At 66.6% G+C, this 21,398-nt stretch carries 14 protein-coding genes; 7 read left to right on the plus strand and 7 right to left on the minus strand.

Annotated features, from left to right (window positions below; translation table 11 throughout):
• Nucleotides 1–132 precede the first annotated feature (132 nt).
• A complete protein-coding gene (locus F3H41_RS04260) occupies nt 133–2,775 on the minus strand; it encodes a PAS domain-containing sensor histidine kinase (protein WP_149737293.1) in 2,643 nt (880 codons plus the stop codon).
• Nucleotides 2,776–3,218: 443 nt separating this feature from the next.
• Here F3H41_RS04260 and F3H41_RS04265 point away from each other — a divergent pair, with 443 nt between their 5' ends.
• Entirely contained in the window at nt 3,219–4,199 is a 981-nt protein-coding gene (locus F3H41_RS04265; protein WP_149737294.1) for a flagellar biosynthetic protein FliO, read from the plus strand.
• 95 nt (nt 4,200–4,294) lie between these two features.
• Here F3H41_RS04265 and dksA read toward each other — a convergent pair whose 3' ends face one another.
• Entirely contained in the window at nt 4,295–4,714 is a 420-nt protein-coding gene (gene dksA / locus F3H41_RS04270; RefSeq protein WP_149737295.1) for an RNA polymerase-binding protein DksA, read from the minus strand.
• Between the two features lie 446 nt (nt 4,715–5,160).
• On the opposite strand from dksA, the gene F3H41_RS04275 reads away from it, so the two are divergent.
• The 4 genes from F3H41_RS04275 to F3H41_RS04290 all read left to right on the plus strand — a co-directional run bounded on the left by F3H41_RS04275 (nt 5,161) and on the right by F3H41_RS04290 (nt 9,089).
• Complete coding sequence (locus F3H41_RS04275; protein WP_149737296.1) at nt 5,161–5,685, plus strand: histidine phosphatase family protein; 525 nt, start codon at nt 5,161–5,163, stop codon at nt 5,683–5,685.
• Between the two features lie 152 nt (nt 5,686–5,837).
• Nucleotides 5,838–7,313, plus strand: coding sequence for a YcjX family protein (locus tag F3H41_RS04280; protein WP_149737297.1), 1,476 nt, complete (start codon nt 5,838–5,840; stop codon nt 7,311–7,313).
• Nucleotides 7,310–8,362, plus strand: a complete 1,053-nt coding sequence (locus tag F3H41_RS04285; protein ID WP_149737298.1) for a TIGR01620 family protein — start codon at nt 7,310–7,312, stop codon at nt 8,360–8,362. Before F3H41_RS04280 ends, F3H41_RS04285 begins: the two co-directional genes overlap by 4 nt.
• Before the next feature lie 172 nt (nt 8,363–8,534).
• Nucleotides 8,535–9,089 carry a hypothetical protein gene (locus F3H41_RS04290; protein ID WP_149737299.1) on the plus strand — a complete coding sequence of 185 codons (555 nt, stop codon included), beginning with the start codon at nt 8,535–8,537 and terminating at the stop codon, nt 9,087–9,089.
• Between the two features lie 339 nt (nt 9,090–9,428).
• On the opposite strand, the gene folK is transcribed toward F3H41_RS04290, so the two are convergent.
• From folK to folP, 3 genes are all read right to left on the minus strand, one after another.
• Nucleotides 9,429–9,947 carry a 2-amino-4-hydroxy-6-hydroxymethyldihydropteridine diphosphokinase gene (gene folK, locus F3H41_RS04295; RefSeq protein WP_149738212.1) on the minus strand — a complete coding sequence of 173 codons (519 nt, stop codon included), beginning with the start codon at nt 9,945–9,947 and terminating at the stop codon, nt 9,429–9,431.
• A gap of 2 nt (nt 9,948–9,949) precedes the next feature.
• Entirely contained in the window at nt 9,950–10,321 is a 372-nt protein-coding gene (gene folB, locus F3H41_RS04300; RefSeq protein WP_149737300.1) for a dihydroneopterin aldolase, read from the minus strand.
• 64 nt (nt 10,322–10,385) lie between these two features.
• Nucleotides 10,386–11,240 (minus strand): dihydropteroate synthase, encoded by an 855-nt coding sequence (gene folP, locus F3H41_RS04305; RefSeq protein WP_149737301.1) that lies wholly within the window; start codon nt 11,238–11,240, stop codon nt 10,386–10,388.
• Nucleotides 11,241–11,341: 101 nt separating this feature from the next.
• Between folP and F3H41_RS04310 the strand changes: the two genes are divergently transcribed.
• Nucleotides 11,342–11,974, plus strand: a complete 633-nt coding sequence (locus tag F3H41_RS04310) for a DUF922 domain-containing protein (protein WP_149737302.1) — start codon at nt 11,342–11,344, stop codon at nt 11,972–11,974.
• A gap of 663 nt (nt 11,975–12,637) precedes the next feature.
• Here F3H41_RS04310 and F3H41_RS04315 read toward each other — a convergent pair.
• Together F3H41_RS04315 and F3H41_RS04320 are read right to left on the minus strand one after the other, a co-directional pair.
• Nucleotides 12,638–12,958 (minus strand): 2Fe-2S iron-sulfur cluster-binding protein, encoded by a 321-nt coding sequence (locus tag F3H41_RS04315; protein ID WP_149737303.1) that lies wholly within the window; start codon nt 12,956–12,958, stop codon nt 12,638–12,640.
• A 166-nt stretch (nt 12,959–13,124) separates the two neighbouring features.
• A complete protein-coding gene (locus F3H41_RS04320; RefSeq protein WP_149737304.1) occupies nt 13,125–13,493 on the minus strand; it encodes an Hpt domain-containing protein in 369 nt (122 codons plus the stop codon).
• Between the two features lie 608 nt (nt 13,494–14,101).
• Here F3H41_RS04320 and F3H41_RS04325 point away from each other — a divergent pair.
• Nucleotides 14,102–21,379, plus strand: coding sequence for a kinesin (locus F3H41_RS04325; protein WP_149737305.1), 7,278 nt, complete (start codon nt 14,102–14,104; stop codon nt 21,377–21,379).
• Nucleotides 21,380–21,398 lie beyond the last annotated feature (19 nt).

Genomic DNA, 21,398 nt, shown 5'->3' on the forward strand with positions numbered 1-21,398 from the left:
GACGCAGCCTCCGCCCTCTCACCATCCTCATGGTGGTGCAAGCCTGCGCACGATCTCCGCCCTGTGCACAACGCCGCCATCCCGGCCCATGCCCCTCGAACCGGCGGCACCGCATCACCCCGGCCGGCCCCGTCAGCTGTCCAGCATCTCCCGGACCGCCACGGCGAGTTGCTTCAGCGAGAAGGGCTTCGGCAGGAAGCCGAATTTGGCGTCGGAGGGCAGGTTGCGGGCAAAGGCGTCTTCGGCATAGCCGGACACGAAGATGAATTTCAGCTCCGGATAGGACTTGCGCAATTCCCGCAGCAGCGTCGGCCCGTCCATCTCCGGCATGACGACGTCGGAGACGACGATATCGACGGCCCCGTCGAGCTCTTCCATGATCTGCAGCGCCTCGACGCCCGACCCCGCCTCGTGCACGGTGTAGCCGCGCTTTTCGAGAATGCGTTTGCCGCCGCGGCGCACCGCTTCCTCGTCCTCGACGAGAAGCACGACGGCCGAGCCGCCGGTCAGGTCCGTCGGCTCGACATCGGACGCCGCGTCGCCCTGGGCGAGCGTCTTGCCGCCAGCGGCCGTTTCGCCAGCGTCCGGATCCAGGGGCGCCGCCGCGCTCCCCTCGATGACAACAGGCGCCGGCACGGCGATCTCGATATGGCGCGGCAACAGGATGTGGAAGGTCGTGCCCTTGCCGACTTCGCTCTCGGCATAGATATAACCGCCGGACTGCTTGACGATGCCGTAGACCATGGACAGGCCAAGGCCCGTGCCCTTGCCGACCTCCTTGGTGGTAAAGAAGGGCTCGAAGATCTTGTCGAGAATGTCGGGGGGAATGCCGGTGCCCTCGTCCGCGACCTCGACGACCACGAAGTCCTCGGCCGGCAGTTCCGTGCGGTTCATCGCCGCCGCCTCGGCCGCCGCCAGATTGCGGGTGCGGATCGTCAGTGTGCCGCCGTTCGGCATGGCATCGCGCGCATTGACGGCAAGGTTCAGCAGCACCTGCTCGAACTGGCCGAGATCGGTGCGCACGGGCCAGAGATCGCGGCCGTAATCGACGTCGATCTTCACATGCGTGCCCGTCATGCGGTCGACCAGCATGCGCATGTCGCCGATGACATCGGTGAGGTTCAGCACGGTCGGCCGCATGGTCTGCTTGCGCGAGAAGGCAAGCAGTTGGCGCACCAGCGCCGCCGCGCGATTGGCGTTGCGCTTGATTTCCATCAGATCCGCAAAGCTCGGATCGGAGGAGCGCGCCGACAGCAGCAGATGGTCTGCCGACAGCAGGATCGCGGTGAGAACGTTGTTGAAGTCATGGGCGATGCCGCCGGCGAGCGTGCCGACCGCGTTCATCTTCTGGGTCTGCGCCATCTGCGTCTCGAGCGCCTTCTGCTCGGTCGTCTCGACGGCGTAGACGATGGCCGCCTCTTCCGGTGCCTCGTCGGTATGGTCGATCACCGCATGCACGTAGAAGCGGAAATGCCGCGCCTCGTCCTTCGGATGACGGCTGTCGATCGGCGGAATATCGCCCTGCAGGTCCTTGGCGGCGGCCAGCGCCTCCCCGAGCTTTGCCCGCTCGTTTTCGTGCACCACAAGGGCCAGCTTCGCCCCGTTATCCATGTCGTCGCGCGAAACAGCGCTGGAGAACATCTTCAGGAACGGCGCATTGGTGCGCAGGATGCGCCCATCGCCGTCGATCGAAGCGATCGCCATCGGCGTGTTGTTGAAGAAGCGCGTGAAGCGCATCGCCGCCGCCGAACCCGGCTGGTCGCTCTCGTCGTCGGAGCGACGGTTGAGAACGATGGTGCGGCTTTCGCCCGGCGCGCCGTCGCGGGTCGAGGACACGCTGTGCAGGAGCCGTGCCGGCAGGCTCTGGCCGTTTACCCGGCGAAGATCGAGGTCGAGAACCTTGGTCTTCTTCAGCCCCGGCTCGGCCTGCACCGATTGCACCAGCGTCAGCCCCTCGCCGGCAAGCAGATCGGCCATGGACAGGCTGCCCGGCTGGAACTTGGTGAGGTCGATGCCGAGCCAGTCGGCGAGCGTCGCATTGATGTAGAAGATCTCGCCCTTGCGCCCGGCCGAAAAGAAACCGGCGGGGGCATGGTCGAGATAGTCGATGGCGTTCTGCAATTCCTTGAAGAACCGCTCCTGTTCGTCGCGCGAGGAGGTGATGTCGGCGATCTGCCACAGGTGCAGCGGCTGCTTGTCGCCGTCCTGCAGCGGCAGGACGCTCGCCTTCAGCTGGAACCAGTGGGCGCCGGAACTGGCGCTGGCACCGGGCGCCAGCGGCCGCAGCAGCCGGAACTCCTCACTGCCCTTGCGACCCTCGCGCAAGCCGTTGGTGAGCCGGTAGACCGCTTCCGTCGCCTCGCGGTTGCGCGACAGGATCGTCGCAAGCGGTTGCACCTCGCTCGGCTTCAGCGCGCCCGTCAGCCGCGCATAGGCGGCATTGGCATAAATGATGCGCCCCTTGCGGTCAGTGACGACAGCACCGTCCTCGAGCCCGTCGAGATAGGCGCGCGCCAAATCGTCCGAATGCGACTGCGGCATGACCTCGATGAAGCCGATGACCGACGACACGAGGAAGAAGATGCCGACCATGGCGAGAACGCCGAGAATACCAAGGCCGATCTCGTTTTCCAGCTGGTTGCGAAAGGCGATGAAGCCGATGGCCGACCCCGTCAGCACGATGGCCAGAAGGATGATGCGCAGCACCGTACCGGGCCGCGCGCCGCGATCCACGATCGGCATGTGATAGCCGCTAGCCTGCCGCAGTTTCGTCATCCGGTTCCCTTAAGCCCCGGGAGCGCCCCGTCCCCTCGCCGGGGATTTACGGGTTCGCTCCAACCTTGAATATTGGCGCACCCTGCCGTGCGACGGCGACGTGTACCAATCGAGAGACTGCCCGCCGACCGGACAACGGGCTTGCCCGGCCGAATCTGCGATGTACGCCGCAAATCTCAGACTCAACCCTTATCAGTCGCAGCGCAAAGCAGAAAGCGCCGTCGAAGAACCGCCGCTCGGCAATTCACAGGCAATTCCTTCAAAAAAAGCAGGCCTTTGCGGCGTTTGACGTGACCTTTGCCGTCCCAGGCAACACCACCGTCGCGCTGCGGCTTGTAACCTTTCGTCAATGCGCTCTAATGGGTAGTCTTGAAATTGCCCATCCGCCGCTACCTACGGGCTGAGACAGCGCGGGCAACCGGCGCAAGGCACAGGAGACCATGATGGACACGACGATGCTGGGTGACAACGGAGGCCGTCTGCTCATCGCCATCCTCGGGGTCGGCGCCGGCCTGCTGATCCTCGTGGCCATCCTGTGGTGGATGAAGAACCGGCCGGCCTCGACCTTCATCCGCGGCGGACGCAACCGCCAGCCGCGCCTTGCCGTTCTCGATGCCGCCGCGGTCGATACGCGTCGCCGCCTCGTGCTGGTGCGCCGTGACGATGTCGAGCACCTGATCCTGATCGGCGGCCCGACCGATGTCGTCATCGAAAGCCGGATCCTCGCCGCCGCCGGCAAGCCGGACGCCCAGCCGGACCTTCAGCCGCGCCCCGCCGCGCAGCCGCTGGACGCCCGTCTCGACGACCGCGCCGCAGACCGCCGCGTCGCCACCCCGGCAGAACGGGCAGCGACCGCCGCCCCCCTCGCGGCAGCCCGCCCGGCGCCCGTCGCCCGCACGCCGGACCCGACCATCTCGAATGCCGGCGCCTCCCTTTATGGCGAACAGGCCGTGGCAGCGACGCAGCGCCGCGAGGCCGAGCCATCTGCCGCGCCTGTTGAACGGCGGCCCGCTGCCGCACCTGCCACCGAAGCGCAAGCACGCGCGGCGGCGCGGCCGGAAGATATTCTCGAAGCCGCTCGCCTGCGTGTCATGCCGCAAAGCGCCCAGCCCGTTGCCGAGCCGCGCCCGGCCGCGCAGGCCGCCCGCACCCCGGCCCAGGCACAGCCTCAAACCCAGACCCAAGCCGGCTCCGACTTCGAGCGCCTGCTTGACGCCGAAATTTCCGGCAATCTCCAGACCATCGGCACCGAGCCCCGTCCCCCGGCCCTGCGCGCACAGACGGTCAGCGTCCAGCCGGATTCCGGCACGAACGCGCGTACGCCGCACAACACCGCCCAGCCGGGCGGCGGGCGGCGCGAGCCGTCCCTGGAGGAGGAAATGTTCCGCCTTCTGGAAGAGCGTGACAACCGGCGGGACCGGTGAGCACACGGCCACAGGGCCGCGCCGACACATCCGATCTCGGTCGTTGAAGGCTCACCAGACGAAAACAGCGCCCGAGGGCGCTGTTGTCGAAAGGATTATTCGTCGCGATAGACCTTTTCGCGGCGTTCGTGGCGCTCCTGCGCCTCGATCGACAGCGTGGCGATCGGGCGGGCGTCGAGACGCTTGAGGCCGATCGGCTCGCCGGTTTCCTCGCAATAGCCGTAGGTCCCGTCATCCAGACGCTGCAGCGCGGCGTCGATCTTCGAGATCAGCTTGCGCTGGCGGTCGCGGGCGCGAAGCTCGATAGCGCGGTCCGTTTCGGACGAGGCGCGGTCGGCGAGATCCGGGTGGTTGGCGCTTTCTTCCGCAAGGTGATCGAGCGTTTCGCGTGCTTCCCGCAGAATGTCGTTCTTCCACGCATTCAGCTTGGCCCGGAAATAGGCACGATGATTGGGATTCATGAATTCTTCGTCCTCGGAAAGGACGTAGTTCCTAAGATCGATCTTCTCACTCAACGCGATTCTCCTGAAGAACATCTCGTGTGCGCGGTGTATAGACCCATGAGGGTCCCCGTTCAAGTCTTCGGCAGCGACAGAGCAGATTGTCGTTACCGTCGATTCGAGAGGCTAACAGGCTAATATTTCAGCAAAATTATAAGAGCCGCGAAAAAGTGTCGACGCAGTCGCCGGATTCGCCGCGGGAAATGCCGGCTGGAACCGCCGATCGCCTGAAAATAGCCCGAAATTTAAGCAGCGGGATTTTTTTTGCCTCGGTCACCGGGCCCACCAGCCTATCCGTGCCGGCGTGAGACGCAGAAGCCTTCGCCGTCCCCCGCATTTTTCGCGCGTCTGGCCTTGAAATTTATCGGTGCCGGATCGACAAAGCCTGACGAAGCCGCTCCATCCGGTCACTGCCTGTCAGCGACCGCCGGAGGACTGTTTGACCGCCGGACGGAGAGCCCATGCCCGCACCCCCCGCCTCGCCTTTCCGCCTTTTCCTGCTGCGCCACGCCCAGGCCGGCTGGGCAGCGCCGGGCCAGAAGGATTTCGACCGCGCGCTTGACGACACAGGCTACGGCCAGGCCGAACTCGTTGCCGACCGCGCCGCCGATCGCGGCCTGAAGCCGCAACGCATCATTTCCTCGACGGCGGTGCGCTGCCGCCAGACGACGGAGGCGTTTCGCCGCGCGCTCGGCGAAGACACCGACATCCGCTACAGCGACGATCTCTACACCGGCGGGCCGGAGACCTATCGCAGCCTTGCGACCGCGCAGGACGACGTCACGTCGCTGATGCTGGTCGGCCACAATCCGATGATCGAGGAGTTCCTGCGCACCCTTGTGGGCGAGGAGGCTGCCACCCTGCGCATCCCGCTCGGCTATCCCCCTGCCGGCCTCGCGCTTGTCGAATTCGACACGCAGCGCACCCTGACCGCACCCGGCACGGCCACCCTCGCCGCCTGGCTGAGCCCGAACGACCACGGCTAAAAGGGCTAAATTGCCCGCTCGCGCCGGAGCCTAGAAACCAGGCCTCGGCGCGGCAGCGCTTTGATGTGGCGATGCGCCTTCCTATATGCACGGGAACGACCAACCGCAGCCCGGTCCCGGCGCTGCCTCACGCTCTCCGGATCAAGAATACCGTGGCCAGCTTCCTCCATTCCCTGCGCAACGATGCCCGTCTGGTGATCGACAACATCGCCGACCGCGCCACCAGCCTCACCGATCCCGCCATCCGGCTCGGCGTCACAGGCCTGTCGCGGGCCGGCAAGACGGTGTTCATCTCCTCGCTGGTCCACAATCTCCTCAATGACGGCCGCATCCCCGTCTTCGAGCCGATCCGCTCGGGCCGCGTCTCCAAGGTCAGGCTGGAGCCGCAGCCGGACGATGCCGTGCCGCGCTTCCAGTACGAGGATCACGTGAAAGCGCTGGTGCGCGATCGCATCTGGCCGGATTCGACCCGCGCCGTCTCGCAGCTGCGCCTCACCTTCGACTACCAGAGCGCCAGCGGCTGGAACCGCCTTTTCTCGCCCGGCCGCCTCTCCGTCGATATCGTCGATTACCCCGGCGAATGGCTGCTCGACCTGCCGCTCCTCTCACAGGATTATTCGACCTTCAGCCGCAACACGGTGGACCTCGCCCGCCGCGGCATCCGCGCCGATCATTCCGGCGACTTTCTGGCGCTCGCCGAAAGCCTCGATGCGACCGCCCCGGCCGAAGAAGAGAACGCCCGGCGCCTCGCCGTCGCCTTCACCGATTATCTCGCCCGCTGCCGCGCCGACCGGCGCACGCTGGCCGTGTTGCCCCCCGGCCGTTTCCTGATGCCGGGCGATCTCGAAGGCTCGCCCGCGCTGACCTTTGCGCCGCTGCCGAACCTGACCGACGAGAAGCCGGCCAAGGGCAGCCTGCATGCCATGATGGAGCGCCGCTACGAGGCCTACAAGACGCATGTGGTCGAGCCCTTCTTCCGCGAGCATTTCGCAAGGCTCGATCGCCAGATCGTACTGGTGGATGCGCTGCAGGCCATCAATGGCGGACCGGAATCACTGGCCGACCTCGAAACGGCGCTCGGCGACGTGCTGGCCACCTTCCGTCCGGGGCAGAATTCCTTTCTCTCCTCCTTCCTCACGCGCCGCATCGACAAGGTGCTGATTGCCGCCACCAAGGCCGATCACCTGCACCATGAAAGCCACGACCGGCTGGAGAAGATCACCCGCCGCATCGTCGGCCGCGCCATCGACCGCATTGGTCTGTCCGGTGCCGGCATCGAAGTCATGGCGATCGCCTCGGTGCGCGCCACCCGTGAAGCCACCGTGCGCCATGACGGACAGGCCCTACCCGTCATCGTCGGCAATCCCCTGGCCGGCGAGACGATCAATGGCGAGACCTTCGATGGCGACACGAAAACAGCCATATTTCCCGGTGACTTGCCGGAAAATCCGGACTCACTTTTTGAACGGACGGATTCGACCTCTGAGGATATCGCCCGCATGGGCTTGAATTTCGTGCGTTTTCGCCCGCCACACATCGAGGAGACGGCCGGCGGCCTGAAGCTCTCCGTGCCGCATATCCGCCTCGACCGCGCCATGCAGTTCCTGATGGGAGACCGTCTGGCATGACCAGCGACACCGACATCCCGCGCCGCCGCCCGGCCGCCATCCGCCTCGACGAGCCGGCCGCGCAGACAAGCCGCGCCGAGCCCGCCGCGCCGCGCAAGCCGGCAGCCTTTGACGAACAACTGGCCGAGATGGCCGCCGACCAGGATATCTTCGACGACGCCCTGCCACCGGCCGTGCCGGCGCGCCGACGCCGCGCGCCCTTTGCCTCGATCGCACTCGGCGGCGCCGGCATCCTCGTCTCCCTCGGCGTAGGCCTGTGGATCGACGGTCTCATCGCAGATCTGTTCGCCCGGGCCGACTGGCTCGGCTATGTGGCGCTGGCCGCCGCCGCCTTCGCCATCCTTGGCGTGACCGCCATTGGCATCCGCGAATTCCTCGGCCTGCGCCGGCTTGCCGTCGTGCAGGACATCAAGGCCGACCTCGCCACCCAGCGACTGAAGGGCACACCGAAGACCGCACGGGCGGAGATCGACCGCCTCGCGACCTTCCTCTCGCACCGCCCCGAAACGGCAGCGGGTCGGGCCCGGCTGAAAGAGGGCGACGACGACATTATCGACGCATCCGACCTCGTCGATCTCGCCGAACGCGAGCTGCTCGCACCCCTTGACCGGATCGCAAAACGCATGACGCTCGATGCCGCCAAGCGCGTCTCCGTCGTCACTGCCGTCAGCCCGCGCGCCATCGTTGATCTCGCCTATGTCGGCTTCGAGGCCGTGCGCCTCGTGCGCGGCATGGCCGACCTCTATGGCGGCCGCCCCGGCACCTTCGGCATGCTGCGGCTGATGCGCGACGTGCTCGCCCACCTCGCCGTCACCGGCTCGATCGCCGTCGGCGACAGCCTCGTGCAGGAGGTGGTTGGCCACGGCATCGCCTCGCGCCTTTCCGCCAAGCTCGGCGAAGGCGTCGTCAACGGCCTGATGACGGCGCGCATCGGCATTGCCGCCATGGATCTGTGCCGCCCCGTCGCCTTCAGCGCGCTTGCCCGCCCGCGTGTCGCCGATGTCATGGCCGAGATCTCGCCGCTTGGACGCGACCGCAAGGCGGGCTGACGGCCTCTCGCGGCCCCGGTGTTGCACGAAAGCCGCAGGGGCCCAATCAGGCTGTTGAAACCCCTGCAAACCGTCCTTTTGCCGGACCGGCGGAGGGCGCGCGAAACCGTCCATTAACCATTCTCGATCAAATGTCGAAGCTACGAAAGCCGTCGAACATCAAGGATCGTTCATGTATTCGCGCACTTCTTTGGTTGCCCGCATCCTGGCGGCAGCAGTTCTGTCCGGCGTCACGCTGGCATCCGCAACCGGCCACGCCGCCGGCAGCGACAAGGCCTTCTTCGACCGTGTGTCGGGCCAGTGGAAGGGTCCGGGCGAAATCGTCGCCGGGAAGTACAAGGGCACCAAATTCACCTGCGAACTCACTGGCGCCTCCATCGACCAGGGCCCGGCAGGCCTCAAGATGGACGGCTTCTGCCGCGTCGGCGTCTTCAAGCAGCCGATGACCGCCACCATCAAGCGCGGCGGCAAGAGCTACACCGGCACCTTCCTCGATGGCTCCGAAGGCAAGGGCCTCGATGTCATCTCCGGCAATGTCGCCAAGGACAAGGTCGTCGTCGGCATCAACCGCAAGAAGCTCAACGGCGCCATGATCGCCCGCCTCAATGACGACCGCACCATGAACATCACCATCTCCGTGAAGGTCGATCAAACCATGGTCCCGGTCATCGGTGTCAGCCTGACCCGGCAGGTCGATGACATCGCCGTCGGCTCGATCAAGCCGTAGGATCGTATGGAAGACCCTGCCCCGAAGCCCGGCGCTTGCGCCGGGTTTTTCGTTTGCGGGTCGTGACGCGACGCATCTCGTACACGGCCTGAGGACGCCGCGAGAGAATTTCGCGAAAGCTCTGCGTGGATCCTCTCATAACCGGCAAAACCCTCTCCGCCGTCATCCTCGGGCTTGACACGAGGATCCACAACCGCACCCGTAAGTGCCTGAAAACATGGATCCTCGGGTCAAGCCCGAGGATGACCCTGCGGAGAGGCTGACCTCATCGAAACGCCATGCGGGAACGATCCTCCCCACCAATGTGACAGACCCCACGACGAACTGACGGCGGCCCAGCTAAGCCCGCCGCCACCAGCCGCTATCGGGATCGGCAATCTCGATACCCGCCCTGTCCACCGCCGCAAGCCACGTCGCGACCGTGCGCCCGCCGGTCACGCCGTCCGGCAGGATGTCGGCGAGCGGCTTCAGCACGAAGGCGCGGTCCGTCATGCGCGGATGCGGCACGGTCAGCCGTTCGCTGGCGATCGAGGCATCGCCCCACAGCAGCACGTCGATGTCGATCGTGCGCGGCCCCCAGCGCTCGATGCGCTCGCGTTTCATGCTGCGCTCGATGTCGAGCCCCACATCCAGAAGAGCTTCCGGCTGAAGCGCGGTTTCGACCAGCGCGCAGGCATTGAAGAACCACGCCTGATCGGTCTTGCCCCAGGGCGGGGTGCGATAGAGACGGGAAACGGCGGTAACGGTGGTATCCGCACGCGCATCCAGCGCCTGCAACGCCCGCGCCATCGCCGCGACGGGTTCGCCGATATTGCCGCCAAGCCCGAGCGCGGCCCTGACGACGGGTCCGGAGGCCATCGTCACGGGGCGACGTGCTCGACGGTCACCTCGACATAGTCAAGCACGCCGGGCACCGGCGCATTCGGCTTGCGGATCGACACCTTGGCGCGGCGCACCTGCGGGAAGGTGGCACAGAGCATGCGCGCCACCTCATGCGCCAGCGCCTCGATCAGATAGTAGCGCCGCCCGGTGATGATCTTCTCGATCTCGGTAAAGGCGATGCCGTAATGAACGGTGTCGTCGATCGCGTCGTTCTCGAGCGCGCTGCCCGGCGTCACATCCATCTCCGCATCGACGAAGAAGCGCTGGCCGAGAAACTCCTCCTCGTCATGCACGCCATGGCGGGCGAAGAAGGCGCAGTTCTTGAGCGTGATCTTGTATGTCGTGGTCATCGCACGCCCTTCCTCATCTCATCTGTCCGACCGCGCCCAAATCGCGCGTTCCGATGCGTGAGCGCTATGACACAAGTCTGTGCGCAAGCATAGCATCTGCCACGCGAAGCGCGTCCCTGTTGATTGCGACATCATGGACGCGGAAAACCGCCGCGCCCGCGGCCCTCAGCAGCGCCGTCGTCGCCGCCGTCGCCGCATCCCGTTCGTGGGCCTGCCGCCCCGTCACCGCACCAAGAAACCGCTTGCGGGACGTGCCGACCAGAAAGGGCCTGCCGAACCGGTGCAGATCCCCGAACCGCGCCATCAGCAAAAGGTTCTCGTCGGCATCCTTGGCAAAGCCGAAACCGGGATCGAGCAGGATCTGGCTGTCGGCGATGCCGGCCGCAGCCGCGATCTCCAGCGAACGATCAAGGAAGGCGAACTGGTCTGCAACGACATCGGTGAGCTTTTCCCGCCCGCGCCCGGTGTGCATGATGCAGAGCCCCGCCCCGTGCCGCGCCGCAACGCGCGCAATATCCGGCTCGCGCTGCAGCCCGTGCACGTCGTTGACGATATGGGCGCCGGCCAGTACCGCCCGCTCGGCTGTCTCCGCCCGGTAAGTGTCGATGGAGAGGATGGCGTCGGGAAGCGCATCCCGTAGCGCCGCGATCACCGGCAAAACCCGCGCCTGTTCTTCGGCCGCCGTCACGGGTTCGGCATCGGGCCTCGTCGATTCGCCGCCGATATCGAGAATGGCCGCGCCGTTCTGATGGGCGGCAAGCGCCGCTTCGACGGCCGAATCAATGGAAAAATGCGCCCCGCCATCGGAAAAACTGTCGGGCGTCACATTGATGATCGCCATCAGATGCCCGGCCGGCCCGAGGGTCAGCGACCGCCCATGGGCCAGCGTCCAGGTAAAGGATTGGAAGGGATCGACCATGAAAGACCCGGGGCGAGCGGCGCAGGTGGCGCGAATTCGGTTGCTTTGCGCGAGCCTATGCCCCAAGCTTTGCACAAGTTCAATTGCCCAGAGCCTTGCCGATGCGTCGCTTTCGTTTCTTGTCCGCCGCACTCGCCGCGTTGATTGCCGTTTCGACGGCATCCCCTGCCGGCGCCGAACTGCGCTTTTCCAAGAGCTTTTCCTATTTCTCGGTGGGCGGAAAGACAGCGTCGGAGCTGGATGAGGCGCTGTCGCGCGAGGGGCCGCTGATGAAATCGACGGGCGCGCGCCATCCCGGCGCCACCCGCATCAAGTTCGGCGGCTCGGTCACCTATGTCAGCCGCGGCGGCAAATGCGCCGTCGGCGACGCCGTCGTCAGCCTCAACACCCGCATCATCCTGCCGCGCTGGGTGAACCGCAAGCGCGCCAATCCCGATCTCGCCCTCGTCTGGGACACGCTCTCGGCCGATATCAAGCGCCACGAGGAACGGCATGCGGAAATTGCCCGCAACCACGCACGCGCGCTCGAAAACACGCTGCGCCGCCTGCGGCCGCAGGCCGATTGCGAGGCCCTGCAGGCGCTTGTCGCCCGCGAGAGCGAAAAGGCCATCGCCGAACACGACAAGGATCAGGCCCGCTTCGACCGCTCCGAAGCCATCAACTTCGACCGCCGCATGATCCGCCTGCTGCAATACCGCCTCGACACGATCAAGCAGCAGCAGGCCCGGCAGTAGCAGGTCGCCCCTTTGCCGAAACCGTCTGGCCAGCCATGGCTGCCGCAACGCGAGACGGACCAGCCACTGATCGTGACGCACCCGCCAGACCCGCACGGCGCCGAAGACCGAGAATCGTAAGCACAATCTAACCATTCGCCCCGAATCGGCCAATCGGTTCTAAGGGCTGCGCCAGGCCCGGAAAACAAGTCAATTCAGATTCTTGGCCGGCTAACGGCGCGCCTCGCGACGTGCTGACCCATCGTCCGGCCGCTATCGCCCTCACCAGCAAATGACCGGTCAATTCTAGCGATAGTAAAACGCTCCGTTCGCATGTATATTCCAAAGCATCGTCAGCGCTGAGAAGAAGCGATGCAACCGGCCTACTGGTTCGGGAGACGCCTTCTGTCGGAGATGATCTCCGCAACGTGGCAAAGATATCGAACGACTTGGCAGAATGCTTGCGCGTGGCCGCGCCACCGCGTTCAGCCGCATATGTTTCCGTTGTGTCCCGTGTTCTCCTGGCGTGTCCACAGGCGTGAGATGCTCCCTCCCTCATCATCACGCGACGCGCCCGCCTGGCCTCGCTGGTCCCGGACCTGCGAGGCTTTTTTTTGCGCAAGCGCCGGAGACCGGACCCATCACGGATGATGGCCGGTCGTTTCGCTCAGCAAGCGGGATGAATCAGGCCTGCCGCTCCGGCACGTGCACGACGAGACCGTCGAGCGCCGGGCTCATCTTGATCTGACAGGACAGACGCGATGTCGGGCGCACGTCGAAGGCAAAGTCCAGCATATCCTCTTCCATCGCTTCGGGCGCACCGACAGCGGCAGTCCAGGCGTCGTCGACATAGACATGACAGGTCGCGCAGGCGCAGGCCCCGCCACACTCTGCCTCAATGCCGGGAATGGCCTTGCGGACGGCATTTTCCATGACGGTGGTGCCGTCCTGGACGTCGAGGTCATGGCGCGTGCCGTCGAAGGCGACGATGGTAAGCTTGCTCATTTCAAACCCGGTGATCTCGTGGAATTGAGGGACCGCGAGGCCAGACGGCCGGCACTCGCCGCAATGTCCGGTTCTTCCCTCAAATCGCGGGGGCAGTCAACCTTACCCCCGCGCCGGCAGCCGGGCCGCAAATCATGTCGCAGGCCAGAGCAAAGCGCGCTTGCGATCAGCGGCAGAGCTTCAGGACGAAATGTTCGGCCTCCAGGACCGCAACGGACAGTTCGGCGAGGTGGCTGTCGGTGGCCGGGTCGTTTTCGATCGCCTCGGCGGCGCGGGCAACGGCATGGGCCCCGACGGCAAGCGATGCACCCTTCAGCCGATGGGAAGCGCTCTTGCGGCCCTCGGTGTCGGCGCCGGCAATGTCCTTCATCAGCTGGCGCGACTGGCGCGAGAACATCTGCAGCACTTCGATCTCGAGCGCCTTGTCGCCCATCGTCTGGTTGGCGAGGTGGACGAGATCGATCGGTCGGGCCTGCGAGGGGCGGAACATGCCGGAATTGTCAGGCGCTTCGAAGGCAATCTTGAGAGCTGCCATGTGATGTGTATCCCTTGTTTTGTTGTTTTGTCCGTCAGCATTCATCGGTATCGCCGCCGCAGCTTTGCAAGGACGGCTCGTCCTCAAGCCTTAGGCGGTTCCATCACCGGCATCTGTTCCTCAGGGAACGCATCCAGGAGGGCATGGATCAAGTGTTAGCCGACGCCGGCTGCTATCGGCTTAAATCGGGGCGCAATCGGGGCCGCGCTGACGGGAAATCTACAAGTTTGGTTAACGCCTGTTAAACCGCGCGAAAAGCTGGATTTTCAGCACTCTCGCGAAAACTGCGGATTAAGAATTCATTAGGATTTTAACGATTGGACCGGGCGGTTAATTGTGTGGCGCGGGCTTCTGTGTCACTACGGTACGCTTAGGACCGCTTCCTCTCGCCACGGTGAACGGCGTCAGGGCGCGCTGACGGAACATGGTGGAAAAACCGAGGTTTCGAAGGCGCAGGTTGTGTAAATGTGTAAGGTGCGTGACGGTCCCGCCCGCGATGATCGCGGGAAACCGGCAGGCCTTGCCGGTCACGGCGATTGAAGGGTGTGGTGCTGGCGGCATCTCTCCCCTGTCACCCGGCCCGGCGGATAGTAACGAGGCGTTTCTGTATGGCGACGAAAAAGGGCAACGAATCGATCGACGATCAGGCATTTCGCGCGCTCGAAAATGCCTTGAGAATCGACTTCGACGAACTGAAGTCCTCGTTGAACGACAAGGCCGATGCTGATCAGGCCCCGTCCGGCATGCCCGAACCCGTACCGCAGCCCGGCCGCACCGAACGCCGCGAGGCCCGCGAACGCGAGGCCAAGGCCCGTACCGCCGCGCCCTCTGCTGCACCGGAAAAGCGCAGCGAGGCGCGCGCGCAGGCCGCCGACCCTGCGCCGAAGTCCCCGAGCTTCGCCGCCGCCAACGATGATTCCCGCCGTTCGACCTCCGCGCTGCTGCGCGCCTTCGATGTGCGCCAGGGTCGCCGCCCGATGCGCATCGCCGCCATCGTGTCGTTGATCTGGCTGGTGGGGACGCTCGGCATAGCCAATACGCTCTTTGGCCCGGCGCTGTGGAACATCCGCTCCCTGGCGGATCTGTCGAGCGCGCCCGGCGCCATTGGCGTTCTCCTGGCGGCCTTCCTGCCGATGGCGGTGTTCTTCCTCGTGGCGCTTCTGGTGGCCCGGGTGCAGGAACTGCGCATCGCCGCCCGCTCCATGGCGGAAGTCGCCCTTCGCCTCTCCGAGCCGGAAACCGTCGCCGCCGAACGCGTCATGTCGGTCGGTCAGGCCGTGCGCCGCGAAGTCTCGGCCATGAACGACGGCATCGAGCGCACCATCGCCCGCGCGACCGAGCTCGAAGCGCTCGTGCATTCGGAAGTCAACGCGCTGGAACGCAGCTACAGTGACAACGAGCTGCGGGTGCGCGCCCTCGTTCAGGAACTCGGCCTGGAGCGCGAGGCGATCATTGGCCATGCCGACCGCATCCGCTCCTCGATCATCGGCGCCCAGTCGCAGCTGAAGGACGAGATCGCCAGCGTCACCGACGAAGTGTCCCGCCGCATCGCAACCTCCGGCGAAGCCTTCGCCTCGCTGATCGAGACGCGCGCCGCCACGCTCAACGAGAAATCGACCAACGCGATCCAGACGGTCAGCGCCATGCTGACGACGCGCACCGATGCGCTTCTGTCGAACCTCACGACCGCCGGTGTTGCCCTCGGCAACGAATTCGACGCCCGCCTCGACCAGCTCAGCCAGACGCTCAACAAGCGCGGCCAGCAGTTGCTGGGCCAGTTCGAGACGCGCGCCTCGACGCTCGACGCCAACACCGAGAAGCTGAACGCCGCCCTCAACGAGCGCGCCCGCCAGCTCAACGAAACGCTGATCGCCCGCACCCGCGACCTCAACGAGACCCTTAATTTCGGCCAGCAGACCATCGCCGGCGGCATCGAGGAAATGCTGCTGTCGATCAATACGACGCTCGACGACAAGGGCCAGGCCTTCCGCCAGACGCTTCAGTCCGTGGCCGACGAAACCATCATGGACCTCGACATCCGCTCGGGCTTCTTCGAAGACAAGATGCAGGCGACGGTCGGCCAGCTCTCCGGCGCCTTCGATACGCGCTTCAGCGAATTTGCCGATGCCTTCGACCGCCGCGCCAGCGAACTCGACAGCCGCATCACCACCAGCCTCGGCCGCATCGAAAAGACCGTGGACACCGGCTCCGACGCGATCGGCAGCGTGCTCGACGCGCGGATCGAGCAGCTTGGCTCCACCATCAGCGATCGCTCCCTGACCCTGGCCGCCACCCTCGGCGCCACGCAGGACTTCATCGAAGAGAGCATCACCAACCAGACGAGCGCCCTCACGGAAGCCATGCAGGCCGCCCACCAGCGCGTCGACCAGGTCATGGCCGAGCGCTCGACCTCGCTGATCGGTGCGCTGGCCGCCACCCGCAGCGCCATCGAGGAAACGCTGACGAGCAGCACCACCGCCATGAGCAACGCCATGGCGACGGCGCAGGAAGGGATCGATTCGATTCTTCTCGAGCGCTCGACGGCCCTCATCGGCTCTCTCGGCGCCACCCAGGCGGCCATTGACGACTCCATCGAAACGCGCACGTCCGCCCTCACCACCGCCATGCAGGACGTGCACCAGCGCATCGACACGGTTCTGGCCGATCGTTCCAGCGCCCTCATCGGCGCGCTCGGCGCCACGCAGGTGGCGATCGAGGACGGTATCACGAGCCGCACCCGCGCCCTGGAAACCACCGTCAGCCAGCGCACCGCCGCCCTGACCGACGCGCTCGAAACCGTACAGCAGCGCGTCGATGGCGTGCTGGCCGAGCGCTCCGGCGCCCTGATCGGCGCCCTCGATGCCACCCAGACGGCCATCGAGCAGAGCATCGGCACCCGCACCGGTGCCCTCACCGAAGCCTTGAAGTCCGTGCACGACCGCGTCGATGGCGTGCTGGCCGACCGCTCCAGCGCCCTCCTCGGCGCGCTCGATGCCGCCCAGACCCGTCTCGACAACGGCTTTGGCGGGCGCGCGGAAATGCTCCAGCGCACCCTCGTCGAGAGCGAACGCCGCATCAATGACGGCCTTGCTTCCGGTGCGCTGGCCATCGAAACGGCGATGGCCGCCAACACCGATCGCCTGGACGACGTCCTCACCACCCACGGGCAGAAGATCGGTTCCAGCATTGCAGAGAAGATCGAGAGCGTCGAAAGCGCCATAGCCGGCGGCCAGCAGCGTCTCGATGCCGTCCTCTCCGATGGGGCCGGCGGCATTGCCGAGGCGATCGGCAGCGGCCTTGGCGCCATGGACATCACCCTGTCGGCAGCCCGCGACCAGCTGGAGACGACGCTGACAGCGCACGGCCGCGACATGGGCCGCACGCTCGACGAGAACCACGATCGCCTGACGACGACGCTGATGGCCCAGAGCCTTCAGATCCAGACCGGGCTGGAGAGCAGCATCGAGACGATCGAAGCGACGCTCGCCTCCGGTCACGAACGCATCGACGGCGCGATCGGCAATCACAGCCGCGCCATCTCGACCACGATCGAGGGCGGAATCTCCCAGATCGAAACCAACCTCTCCGCCGGCCATGTGCGCCTTGCCGCGACGCTCTCGGGGAGCGGCCAGGAGATTGCCCAGACGCTCGATGGCCGCATCAGCGCCGTCGAGGCTACCCTCGCCTCCGGCCACGACCGGGTCGCCACCACCCTCGCCAGGAGCACGAGCGCCATCGAAACGGCGCTTGGCGTCGGCGAGGAGCGCCTGTCCTCGACCCTTCTGTCCAGCGGCCGCACCTTTGCCGAAACGCTCGGCTCCGGCCTTGGCACGATCGAGCACGCCCTGACGGAAAGCCACGAGCGCCTGAGCGCCAAGCTCACCGATGGCATTGCCGACATGGGCGAACGGGCCCGCATGATGGTCGATAGCGTCGGCGAACGCTTCGACGATCTGGCCAGCGGCTTTGCCCTGCGCACCGCCGTCACCGCGGAAACGCTGAGCGACCGAACCAACGAACTTGGCGATCAGCTCGCGAGCCGCGTCGGCACCCTGACCGAGACCATGCTGCGCAGCTCCGACGAGGCCGCACGCGCCCTGTCGGGCACGGCCGAGACGCTGGCATCGAGCCTGTCGGCGACGCAGACGCAGATTCGCGACGACCTCGATGGACGCCTCGGGGCCATCCGCTCCACCCTGACGGAGGGACGCGAGCAGATCGACGCCGTGCTCGGCGACCAGTCGAACGCAATCGCCAACACGCTTGCTTCGGGCGCGACCCAACTGGAGATCGCCCTCGAAGCGCGCAAGGCAGCAATCGGCCAGACGATCGAATCGAGTGCGATCGCGCTCGAAGACCGCCTGCGCTCCTCCACCAGCGCGATTGCCGACCGTCTTGGTGAGACGGCGCAGCATATCGGCCGCGCCGCCGATACGCTCAACAGCCAGATGGACAGCTCCTTCTCCGGCCTCAATGAACGTCTCGGCGAAACCGCGCTGCAGATCGAGACCACGATCGGCGTCCTTGGCGATCGCATCAGCGAAAGCGTCACCGGCGTCCAGGCCATGGTCGATGTCGCCGGCCGGGAGATCGGCGACAGCCTCACCACCCGCATCATCGATCTCGAGCGTGCCGGGTCTTCGGCCGCCAGCCAGATCGACAGCCTGCTCGGCGCCCGCGTCGGCGAACTGGAGCGCGTCACCACCAACGCTGCCGCGCGCATCGACGAAACCCTTTCGGCCCGCGCCGGCGACATCGAGCGCATCGGCGAGAGCACCGCCGCACAGCTCGAGCAGACGCTCGCCGCCCGTGCCGGGGACATCGAGCGCATCGGCAACCGCACCGCATCGCAGCTTGACCAGACCCTTGCGGCCCGTGCCAGCGAGTTCGAGCGGATCGGCGGCAACACTGCCGCTGAGCTCGACCGGACCCTGTCGGCCCGTGTCGGCGAGTTCGAGCGCGTCACGGAAACCGGCGCGAGCCGGATCTCCGAGACCGTCGAGCGCGGTGCGGCGCATCTGGAAGAGCGCTTCGGCACCATGGACCGCGCCCTCGGCGTCGGTCTCGACAATGTCAGCCGCACACTCGAAACCCGTGCCGGCTCGCTCGCAGTCACCCTGCGCAGCGCGGTGCAGCAGACCACCGAGGAGATCGACGCCGAAGCCCGCCGGGCCGCCGAACGTCTTGCCCAGACCGGTGAAAACTTCACCGGCACGCTGGAGCAGCAGAGCCGCAGCTTTGCCGACATCGTCGAGCAGAAGGCCGAGGAGACGGCCAGCCGCAGCGCCTCGCTCGCCCGCAGTGTCACGGACGCTTCCGATGCGGCGATTGCCCGCCTCTCCGAAGCCAATGACCGCATCGGCGACCGCGCCCGCCTCGTCAATGCCAGCATTGACGAAGCCGCCGGCAGTGCCGTGGAGCGGCTCGCCACGGCCGGCGAGGAGATCGGCGCGCGCGCCCGCTCCGTGCAGGAAACCATTGATGCCGCCTCGGCAACAGCCGCCTCGCGCTTTGCCGAAGCCGGCCGCACCATCGACGCCCAAGCCCGCAATGTCGCGACCAGCCTCGACGCGATCGAAAAGGCGCTTGGTGCCCGCGGCGAATCGATCCGCGCCACGCTGGACGAGAGCACCCGCGAACTCAATTCGCTGCTCTCGACCCGCTCGGCCGAACTGGGCCGCCTGATCGACGAACAGGCCCGCCCGATCGTCGATCGCTACGCGGCAACGGGTGCGGATGCTGCCGAGCAGATCAGCGCCGCCGCCCGCGACAGCGCCGACCGCTTGCGGGCCGAAAGCGCCGCGCTGGTGCAGACCATCACGCAGCGCACCGGCGAGAGCATCGAAGCCCTCTCCGGCCGCGCCAGCGAGACGGCCGGCGCCATGCAGCAGATGGAATCGCGCCTTGCAGCCACCGCCACCTCGCTGATCGACCGCCTTGCCCGCAGCAATGCGGCCATGGGCGAAGTGCTCGGCACGGCCGAGACCACGCTCGGCACGATGGAAGGCAAGCTCGACGCCACCACGCAGCGCATTTCCGATACGGCCGAGCGCGTCTTCGATGTCCTCGCCAGCTCGACCCGCCTCATCGAGGGCCGCGTCGACAAGCTCGCGGACGTCTCGTCCCACACGCTCTCCCAGATCGGCGGCATCGTCGGTCGCTTCGAGGAGCACTCCAAGGTTCTCAACCAGGCGTCCGACCTTCTCGGCGCCGCCCAGTCGAACCTTGCGACGACGCTCGACGAGCGCCAGGAAGCGCTGCGCACCCTCTCCGTCGGCCTCGTACGCCGCTCGGAGGAGGTCGAGAACACCATGCGCCAGGTGGAAAGCCTGGTGGACGCCGCCTTCGCCCGCGCCGAACAGCGTGCCGTGGAAACGACGGGAACGCTGCGCAACGGCATCCAGTCGTCCTTTGCCGAGATCGGCCGCGTGCTGACCGACGCCGAGACCCGTGCCGCCGCCACCGCCGAGACGCTGCGCACCACCGTCGTCAAGGCCGGTGAAGAGGCCGGCGAGGCGGTCACGCGCACCGCACGGCAGGCCGAGGAGCGTTCCGCCCAGGTCGCCAACGCCATCCGCGAGGGCCTGCGCGCAAGCTACGAGGACGTCAATCAGGTTCTTTCCGCTGCCGAACAGCGCGCCATCAAGGCGGCCGAAAACCTGCGCGGCACCGCCGCCCAGGCCGGTGCCGAGGCGACCGAGAGCGTCGAACAGGCCCTCCGCACGGCCGAGGAGCGCTCCAAGGAAGTCGCCCAGCGGCTGCGCGGCAGCGTCGGCACGTCGCTCGCCGATGTGGACCGCGTTCTGGCCGAAGCCGGCAAGCGCTCCGAGGGCGCCAGCGAGCAACTGCGTGCGGTCCTGCGCCAGTCGGCCGACGACGCCATCGCCCGCTTCTCCGGCGCCACGGAAGAAATCCGCCGCGCCGCCGACGAGATCTGCCGCGAACTCGGTGCAACGCGCGAGGACCTCAAGCGCGGCGCCTTCGATCTGCCCGAAGAAGCCAAGGAAAGCGCCGGCGCCATGCGCCGCGCCGTGGCCGAGCAGATCAAGGCCCTGCAGGACCTGTCCTCGATCATCGGCCGCTCGTCCAACGCGCTGGAATTTGCAGCCCCCGCGCCGCAGGCTGGCGCCATGGCCGCCCCGTCAGCGCAGCCCGGCCTGCCCACGGGCCTTCCCTTCACCCTGCCCGGCACCATGGCGGCGGCAGCCAGTCCCGCCGTCGGCACCATGGGCACCGGCCTTGCCGCGACCCAGCCCGCCAGCGCGCCGGCCGCAGCCCCCGTGCGGGCGGCCCGGCCGGAGGCCGACGGCCTGCGCGGCAGCCTCGGTCTTGAGCGTGCCACGCAGCCCGCCCAGACGCGCCTGCCCGCCGCCGATCCGGCTGCGGAATACCGCCCCCGTCAGGAAGAAGGCGGCGGCTGGGTGCGCGATCTCCTGCGTGCGGCCTCCCGCGAGGAAGCACCGGCCGCCCCGGCTCAGCGCCAGCCCGAGCTTCAGCCGCAGCCCCAGGCTCGCCCCGCCACGGAAGCGCGCAACCCGCGCCATGTGGTGGAATCGCTGAACTCGCTGTCGGTCGATATTGCCCGCGCCATCGACCACGACGCCTCCGTCGATCTGTGGCGCCGCTACCAGCGCGGCGAGCGCGACGTCTTTACCCGTCGCCTCTACACGCTGAAGGGCCAGCAGACCTTCGACGAGATCAAGCGCAAATATGACCGCGAGCCGGAGTTCCGCACCGCTGTCGATCGCTACATCGGCGATTTCGAAAAGCTGCTTTCGGACGTCGCCCGCAACGACCGCGACCGGACCATGACGCAGAGCTACCTGACCTCCGACACGGGCAAGGTCTACACGATGCTCGCTCACGCCGCCGGCCGCTTCAGCTGATGCGGGCGTGAATACAACG

This window comes from Rhizobium sp. RU20A (assembly GCF_900155885.1).
Classification (GTDB): Bacteria; Pseudomonadota; Alphaproteobacteria; order Rhizobiales; family Rhizobiaceae; genus RU20A.